Origin of the sequence: Inquilinus sp. (genome assembly GCF_039594555.1) — a bacterium.
In the GTDB taxonomy this organism is placed as follows: Bacteria; Pseudomonadota; Alphaproteobacteria; order DSM-16000; family Inquilinaceae; genus Inquilinus.
This window is the reverse complement of the sequence record NZ_JBCNNF010000356.1, coordinates 1-7,054: the sequence shown is the minus strand read 5'-3', so window position 1 is coordinate 7,054 and position 7,054 is coordinate 1. Positions and strand designations below refer to the sequence as shown.

Genomic DNA, 7,054 nt, shown 5'->3' with positions numbered 1-7,054 from the left:
CCATGCCGGCATCCTGCAGGGCGAGGTCGAGCGCGCGCCCAGCCGCTGGCTCGACATGCCGTCCGCCGACTGCTTCCGCTTCGCCGAGCAGGACGGCATGGCCGAGACCTGCGTCGATCTGGGCGACCCGGTGAAGAAGGGCGACGTCATCGCCCGCATCCACCCGGTCGACCGCACCGGTCAGGCGCCGGCGGAATACCGCGCGACGCTGGACGGCATCCTGGCGGCGCGGCATTTCCCGGGGCTGGTCAAGGCCGGCGACTGCCTGGCGGTGATCGGGACGGTGGAGGGGTAGGGGCGCGCAGCCGGACGCTAGAACGGACGGCTGCCTTCCAGCATCCCGTGCACGCTGTAGGTCATGATCGCCAGCAGAGCGGTCAGGCCCAGATACAGCACGCCATACTCGATCCGGGCGTCCAGCGGCGCGTTGTAATAGGCCTGCGCCTCCGGGCTGTTCGGGTCGTGACGCCAGGCCTTCAGCACCTGCGGCGCCGCGAACAGCGCCACCAGCAGCAGCACCGGGCTGGGCCGGTACAGCAGCAGGCCCAGCATGATCGGGGCGCCCAGGAGCCAGATCCGCGGCGACAGGATCGCTGTGATCCGCCCGCCGTCGAGCGGCGACACCGGCAGCAGGTTCAGGAGATTCAGGAAGAAGCCGGCATAAGCCACGGCCAGCAGCAGCCGGCTGTCCACCTCCCGCGCCCAGAAATAGACGGCGAAGGCGCCGAGCGTGCCGAGGAACGGGCCGGCGAAGGCGACATACGCCTCCGTCTCCACGTCCATCGGCTGCTCCTTCAGCTGGATCCAGGCGCCGATGAAGGGGATGAAGGTCGGCGCCCCGACATTCAACCCGCGCCGCTTCGCCGCGATGTAGTGCCCCATCTCGTGCACCAGCAGCAGCCCGACGAAACCGGCGGCGTAGCCCCAGCCCAGGAAGTAGGCATAGGTGACCAGCGACAGCAGCATGGTGCCGCCGGTCAGGGCCAGCGGGCCGAACTTCAGGCCGCCGACCAGCAGCAGGAGCAGCTTGATCATGCGCGGTGCCGAGGCCTCTCAGGCGACGCCGCCGTCGCGCGGCTTGCGCCGGAACAGCTTGGCCAAGGTGACGCCGAAGCCGCCAACGGCGATGAGGATGACCTTGGCGAATTTCAGCACGAAGGCGCCGATGATGGCGATCAGCCCCAGCTTCTTCGCCGCCACGCCGGCCACCAGCGCCGCCAGCCCGTATTCGGCCACCCGGTCGGTGCCCTCGGTGAAGTCGGCATAGCGCTTGCCGGGGACGTAGCTGATGTCGTTCAGCAGCTCGCGGGCGAACTTCTTCTCGCTGTCGATCGTCGCGGTGGAGGTCACCAGGTTCAGGCCGAAATAGCCGTCGCGCCCCAGCGCGTAGGTCTTGTAGTTGGCCGAACCCTCATCGGCGGGGTTGTTCTTCTCGACCACCTTGGCCGACCAGACCAGGCGATGGGTCGCGGCGTCGTATTGCGGCACCTCGATCCAGCCGGTCACGGCCAGGGGCGGGAAGCCGCGGGCGATCCGGTCCTCATTGCCCGACTCGGTGCCGTCCTTCAGGTTGCTCAGCAGCTCGTCGGCGTTCCAGTTGGTCTTGGCGTCGTCGTCGCGGATATAGCCTTCCTTGGTGTATTCGAGCAGCGCGTACCATTCCTCGTCCGGCTTGTCGGAGATGACCATGCCGATCAGCTCGGGGTCGGTGAAGCCGCCCCAGGCGCGCCGGATCCGGTTCGACTCATCCTTCGGGATGAAGACATAGCCCTCGGGCAGGGCCAGCGAACCCTGGTCGATCAGCGCGATGGTGGCCGGGCCGTGCTGGGCCACCTTGTCGGCGGCCTCCCAGGCTGCCTTCTGCTCCGCCTCGTTCGCCGCGGCCTGGTCGGCGGGCGACGGCGCGGTGGTGGCCGGCGGCGTCTGCGCGGCGGCGGTGCCGGCCAGGGCCAGCGTCAATGCGATCGCGAACGCGCGAAGCGGCAGGACCAGACTCATGATGATGTCCCCCTCCATATCCCATAGGCCCCCCGGCGCATGGGACGATCATCATAAGCGGGCAAGATGGCGGCAATTTGAAGCGAATTCCGGTTCGCACCGGCGCCGGCCTGATCCCGCCGGCGCGCATGGCCTCAATCGTCGCCGGGGCTGCCCCGCATCCGCTTCACCGCCGACCGCTTGCTCTTGCTGTCGAGCCGCCGGATCTTGCTGCCCAGCGTCGCCCGGGTCGGCCGGCGTTTCTTGGGGGCGACGGCGGCGCGCTGGAACAGCTCGACCAGCCGGGCCAGCGCCTCGGCCCGGTTGCGCTCCTGGCTGCGGTGCTCGCGGGCGGTGATCACCAGAACGCCGTCCTTGGTCAGGCGCTGCCCGGCCAGGGTCTCCAGCCGTGCCCGCATGTCGTCCGGCATCCCGGCGCGCTCGATCGGGTAGCGCAGTTGCACCGCCGTGGCGACCTTGTTGACGTTCTGCCCGCCCGGGCCGGAGGCGAGGATGAAGCTCTCCTCGATGTCGCGCTCGTCCAGCGCGATGCGGGCGGTGATGCGGATCATGGCCGGACCCTCGCACGGCCGGGCGCGCTTGTCATGCCCCCGCCGCTGTGCCATCCCGGTCCGGGGAGGATGACGGCACGATGACGATCAGGCTGAGGCATATCGAGGCGCTGCAGGCGGTACAGAAGGCCGGGTCGATCACCGGCGCGGCGGAGCTGCTGAACGTCTCGCAGCCGGCGGTCAGCAAGCTGCTGCGCCATGCCGAGGATCAGCTGGGCCTGCGCCTGTTCGAGCGGGTGAAGGGCAAGCTGGTGCCGACGCGCGAGGCCAAGCTGCTGGAGGTCGAGATCGACCGCACCTTCGCCGGGCTGGAGCGGATCTCCAGCATCGCCGCCAATCTCCGGCGCGGGCGCGAGGGCCATGTCCGCATCGCCTGCCTGCCCAGCCTCGGCTTCGGCTTCATGACCGAGCAGATGGCGTCGTTCCACCGCCGTCATCCGGGCGTGAGCTTCGACCTGCGCACCCACCACACCCGCGAGATCCTGGACCTCGTCGCCACCAACGATCTCGACCTCGCCATCGCCTATGAGCCGGCGTTGCCGCCGGGGATGCGCAAGATCGCGATCGGCACTTCGCGGCTGGTGCATCTGTCGACCGCGCCGCTGGCGAAGGGCGATACGGCGGAGATCACGCTCGACCGGATCGATGTGGAGACGCTGATCGGCGTCGACCCCGACACCTCGATCGGCGCCACCCTGTCCGACGCCTTCGGCCGTGCCGGCATCCGATACGCCCCGCGCAACCTGATCCAGACCTACTACCTGGCGCTGCCGCTGGTGCGCTACGGCACCGGGTCGGCCATCGTCGACGAGCACACGGCCCAGGCCTGGGCCGTGCCGGACGTCACCGTCCGCGCCATCGTGCCAGAGATCACCCTGCCGATCACGGCGCTGCACCATGAGAACTACCCGCTGTCGCAGGCGGCGCATCTGTTCCTCGACCACCTCACCGGCAAGCCGACGCAGCGCACCCGCAGCGCCAGGCGATAACGGCCGATGGGGGGATCATAACCGGCCGGAATTTGACAGCCGCCGGGCCGCCGGGCATCACCGGAGGACCCGTTCCGCTGCCCGCAGGACTGCCATGCCGACCGCTAAGCCCGTCATCGGAGTGACCCTGGATGCCGAGGAGGCGGGCGGCTATTCCTCCTCGCCCTGGTACGCGCTGCGGCAGAACTACTGCGGGTCGCTGGCCGAATTCGGCGCCGTGCCGCTGGCGCTGCCGCATCTGGTCGATGCCGCGAACCATTATCTGGACCTGTGCGACGGCATCGTCGTCACCGGCGGCGGCTTCGATGTCGACCCCGCGCTCTGGGGCGCCAGCTCGGTGCACGAGACGGTGAAGACCAAGCCGGTGCGCACCCAGTTCGAATGGGCGCTGGTGCAGGGCGCGGTGGCGCGGAACAAGCCGGTGCTCGGCATCTGCGGCGGCGAGCAGCTGCTGGCCGTGGTGCTGGGCGGCACGCTGGTGCAGCACATCCCGGCCGAGATCGACAACGCGCTGGACCACAGCCCGGAGCGGAAGATCCACGACCCTGCCGGCTGGAAGGCGGCGCATGAGGTCGAGGTCACGCCCGGCACGCTCCTGGCCCGCATCACCGGCGCGGCCCGCTTCGGCGTCAACAGCTCGCATCACCAGGCGGTGAAGGTGGCCGGGCCGGCGCTGATCGTCTCCGGCGTCGCGCCCGACGGGGTGGTCGAGGCAGTGGAGCATCCGGGGCGCCGCTTCTGCCTCGGCGTGCAGTGGCACCCGGAGTATCTGCGCAGCGAGGCCGACCGCGCCGTGCTCGCGGCCTTCGTCGCCGCCTGCGCCGCGTGATGGGCGGGTTCCACGCGGCCGCGGCAGGGGCGGCGCTGGTCCGCGACCTGCTCGACGAGTTCAAGGGCGAGGTCGCGCCCAGGGATTTCGGCCTCACCTTCCGGCTCTATCCCGGCCGGCTGCGCGACGGCGCGGCCGACCGCTACTCCGACGGTGCGGTGTTCGGCCATCGCGACGAGGTCGCTGTCTATCCGGCCAGCACCAGCAAGAGCTTCTACCTGGTCGCCTTCCAGCACTGGGTCGAGACCGGGCGGTTGCAGCCGGATGCGGAGGATCTGCGCGCCCTGTCGGCGATGATCCGGCAATCCAGCAACGACGCCACCACCTACCTGTTCGGCCGCATGACCGGCACCACGCCCGGCGGCCCGCTGCCGGAGGCGGAGATGGCGGCCTGGTGGGACAAGCGCCAGGCGATCCATCGCTGGTTCCAAAGCTGGGGCTGGCCGGAATTCGAGCGGCTGCGGCTGTGGCACAGCACCTATGAGGACTCGCCCTATGGCCGCGAAAAGGCGGCCCGGGCCCATGGCGGCAACCTGATCGCCCCGCGCGCCGCGGCGGCGCTGCTGCACGGCATCGTCGCCGGCCAGCTGGTCTCGCCCGCCGCCTGCGGCCGGATGCTGGATTTGCTGGACCGGGAGCCGGAGCGCGATCCGGACCGACTGCCGCCCGATTATTCGGACCAGGTCCGCGGCTTCCTGGGCGAGGCGCTGCCGCGAAATGTCCGGCTGTGGTCGAAGGCCGGCTGGACCAGCGAGACGCGGCACGACATGGCCTATTGGGAGGCGCCGTCCGGCCGCAGCCTGATCGCCGCGATCTACACCGTCGGCCCGCATATGGCGCAGAGCCGCCGCTTCCTGCCGGCGGTCGGGGCCCGGCTGCACGCGCTGCTCGAAGGGTAGGGCCGGATGCTGCCCGTCTGGCACGACGACGACCGCTCGCCGAACTATGCCCATCTGGCGGAGCCCTTCGCCGACACCGTCTTCACCGCGGAGGTCGGGACCTTCGAGACGCTGTGCCGACTGACCCGCTTCCGGCCGCGCGGCGCGAAGATCCTGTTCGGGCTGCGCGGCTGCGCCCTGGCCGAGCCGGGCTTGGCCGGCCAATGGTCCGGAGCCCTGCGGCTGCACGAGGCGCGGCCGAACCATCACGTACCGCGCTGCGTCCTCGGCGTCTGGGACCGGCCGGCGGGGCGGCTGGTCGCCTGGACCGGATCGACCGTGCCGAACGCCCATTACATGCGCCGCCAGGCCGAGGCGCCGGACCGGCGCATCGCCAACATGCTGGCACCGGGGATGCATCCCTATGTGGTCGGCCCGCATATCCCCGCCGGCCGTCCGGCGGAGGAGGGGGCGTTCCAGCTCGACCGCACCGTCGAGGTGCCGGTCTGGCGCTCGCCCGACGCCGCCGGCTACGACCTGTCCGGCCGTTTCGACATCTGCGCGCCGGAGGACAATATCCACGCCGCCGGCTGGCCGGGCGACGGCATCGAGTTCTCCTCGGCTGGCTGCCAGACCCTGCCGGGCCGGCACCTGCCGCCGGCAATCCCGACGGGCGCCTACGCCGCCTTCCGCGTCGCGGCGGGGCTTGCCGCCAGCCCGGACCTGGCCGAGACCGGCCTCGCCTTCGACGACCTGCTGGTCACGGGCCGGCACCTGCGGCTGGTGGCAGACCGTGGAGCGGACCCGGCCCTGGCGCGGCTGATGCCCGGGTCGAGCGGGCATGAGGTGCGGCTGCTGCAGGACGCCTTCATCGCCCTCGGGCTGATCCCGGACTGGGGCTTCACCGCCGGGGTGTTCAACGGCTTCACCGCCAAGACGCTCCACGACTGGCAGGCCGCCTCCGGCCGGGTCACGGACGGGGTGCTGCGGCCACAGGAGGCGGAGGCGCTGGGTTTTCCGCTCGGCTGAGCCAGGACGGGGCTTCCCGCAGCGTCGGCGGCATCTAGTTTCCTCGGAAACCGATGGGATTGCCGATGAAGGCGCTGCAATTCCTGGCCGTGGTGCTGACTGCCCTGGCGCTGGTTCCCGGCGGCGCGCATCTGCTGGCCATGTCGAACAAGCTCGCCCTGGATGAGACGGCCTATTTCTCGGCCCAGGCGATCTATGGCGGCTGGGCCCTGCTCGGAGTCGTGCTGGTGGCGGCGATCGCGGCGGATTTCGCTCTGGCCATCGGCGCGCGGCGGCAGGCGGTGCCGTTCCAACTGGCCCTGGCCGGTGCCGCGTGCCTCGCCGCCACCCTCCTGGTGTTCTTCCTGTGGACCTATCCCGCCAACCAGGCGACGGCGAACTGGACCGCCGTGCCCGACAACTGGACGGCGCTGCGGGCGCAATGGGAGTACTCCCACGCCGCCAACGCGCTGCTGACGTTCATCGCCCTGTGCCTGGTCACGCTGTCCGTGCTGCGCTGGCAGCCGCCTACGGCGCGGCCTTCAGCACCAGCGGCGACAGGTCGGTGATCTGGTCCTTCAGCGCCGCGGCCAGCCCGGCCGGGCAGGCGGTGCCGACGCCGGACAGGTTGCACAGGCGCAAATCGTCGATGTCGGTGCCGCCAGCGGCTATTGTCTCGGTCGACAGCGGCAGATGCGCCTTGTCATAGGCCGCCAGCGGCCAGATCCGGCGGGCGACATAGATCGCCTCGCGGCCGACCGCGATGTGCAGCAGCTGCATCTCGCCCTGGCCGTCGGCCTT

10 protein-coding genes are annotated in these 7,054 nt (G+C 70.6%); 6 read left to right on the top strand and 4 right to left on the bottom strand.

What is annotated here, in order from left to right; translation table 11 throughout:
- On the top strand, positions 1-295 hold a 295-nt coding region (locus ABDW35_RS28275), incomplete at its 5' end, for a succinylglutamate desuccinylase/aspartoacylase family protein (protein WP_343717192.1).
- A gap of 17 nt (positions 296-312) precedes the next feature.
- Here ABDW35_RS28275 and ABDW35_RS28270 read toward each other — a convergent pair.
- The 3 genes from ABDW35_RS28270 to arfB form a co-directional block, all read right to left on the bottom strand.
- Positions 313-1,035, bottom strand: a complete 723-nt coding sequence (locus ABDW35_RS28270) for a site-2 protease family protein (RefSeq protein WP_343717191.1) — start codon at positions 1,033-1,035, stop codon at positions 313-315.
- Between the two features lie 18 nt (positions 1,036-1,053).
- Positions 1,054-1,998, bottom strand: coding sequence for a DUF2167 domain-containing protein (locus ABDW35_RS28265; protein ID WP_343717190.1), 945 nt, complete (start codon positions 1,996-1,998; stop codon positions 1,054-1,056).
- Positions 1,999-2,132: 134 nt separating this feature from the next.
- Positions 2,133-2,549, bottom strand: coding sequence for an alternative ribosome rescue aminoacyl-tRNA hydrolase ArfB (arfB, locus tag ABDW35_RS28260; RefSeq protein ID WP_343717189.1), 417 nt, complete (start codon positions 2,547-2,549; stop codon positions 2,133-2,135).
- A gap of 80 nt (positions 2,550-2,629) precedes the next feature.
- On the opposite strand from arfB, the gene ABDW35_RS28255 reads away from it, so the two are divergent.
- From ABDW35_RS28255 to ABDW35_RS28235, 5 genes are all read left to right on the top strand, one after another.
- Positions 2,630-3,538 (top strand): LysR substrate-binding domain-containing protein, encoded by a 909-nt coding sequence (locus tag ABDW35_RS28255; protein ID WP_343717188.1) that lies wholly within the window; start codon positions 2,630-2,632, stop codon positions 3,536-3,538.
- Positions 3,539-3,632: 94 nt separating this feature from the next.
- On the top strand, positions 3,633-4,367 hold the full coding sequence (locus tag ABDW35_RS28250; protein ID WP_343717187.1) for a gamma-glutamyl-gamma-aminobutyrate hydrolase family protein: 735 nt from the start codon (positions 3,633-3,635) through the stop codon (positions 4,365-4,367).
- On the top strand, positions 4,367-5,266 hold the full coding sequence (locus ABDW35_RS28245) for a serine hydrolase (RefSeq protein WP_343717186.1): 900 nt from the start codon (positions 4,367-4,369) through the stop codon (positions 5,264-5,266). The genes ABDW35_RS28250 and ABDW35_RS28245 overlap by 1 nt, the downstream gene beginning before the upstream one ends.
- A gap of 6 nt (positions 5,267-5,272) precedes the next feature.
- Positions 5,273-6,274: a hypothetical protein gene (locus ABDW35_RS28240; RefSeq protein WP_343717185.1), complete on the top strand. Its 1,002-nt coding sequence runs from the start codon at positions 5,273-5,275 to the stop codon at positions 6,272-6,274.
- Positions 6,275-6,339: 65 nt separating this feature from the next.
- Positions 6,340-6,822: a hypothetical protein gene (locus tag ABDW35_RS28235; RefSeq protein WP_343717184.1), complete on the top strand. Its 483-nt coding sequence runs from the start codon at positions 6,340-6,342 to the stop codon at positions 6,820-6,822.
- On the opposite strand, the gene ABDW35_RS28230 is transcribed toward ABDW35_RS28235, so the two are convergent.
- Positions 6,782-7,054 (bottom strand): hypothetical protein (locus tag ABDW35_RS28230; protein WP_343717183.1); only part of this gene is annotated, 273 nt, incomplete at its 5' end. The genes ABDW35_RS28235 and ABDW35_RS28230 overlap by 41 nt on opposite strands.

Excerpts from the sequence above, each read along its gene's own strand:
- ABDW35_RS28270 (WP_343717191.1), bottom strand. The coding sequence starts at position 1,035 with ATGATCAAGCTGCTCCTGCTGCTGGTCGGCGGCCTGAAGTTCGGCCCG.
- ABDW35_RS28265 (WP_343717190.1), bottom strand. The coding sequence starts at position 1,998 with ATGAGTCTGGTCCTGCCGCTTCGCGCGTTCGCGATCGCATTGACGCTG.
- arfB (WP_343717189.1), bottom strand. The coding sequence starts at position 2,549 with ATGATCCGCATCACCGCCCGCATCGCGCTGGACGAGCGCGACATCGAG.
- ABDW35_RS28255 (WP_343717188.1), top strand. The coding sequence starts at position 2,630 with ATGACGATCAGGCTGAGGCATATCGAGGCGCTGCAGGCGGTACAGAAG.
- ABDW35_RS28250 (WP_343717187.1), top strand. The coding sequence starts at position 3,633 with ATGCCGACCGCTAAGCCCGTCATCGGAGTGACCCTGGATGCCGAGGAG.
- ABDW35_RS28245 (WP_343717186.1), top strand. The coding sequence starts at position 4,367 with ATGGGCGGGTTCCACGCGGCCGCGGCAGGGGCGGCGCTGGTCCGCGAC.
- ABDW35_RS28240 (WP_343717185.1), top strand. The coding sequence starts at position 5,273 with ATGCTGCCCGTCTGGCACGACGACGACCGCTCGCCGAACTATGCCCAT.
- ABDW35_RS28235 (WP_343717184.1), top strand. The coding sequence starts at position 6,340 with ATGAAGGCGCTGCAATTCCTGGCCGTGGTGCTGACTGCCCTGGCGCTG.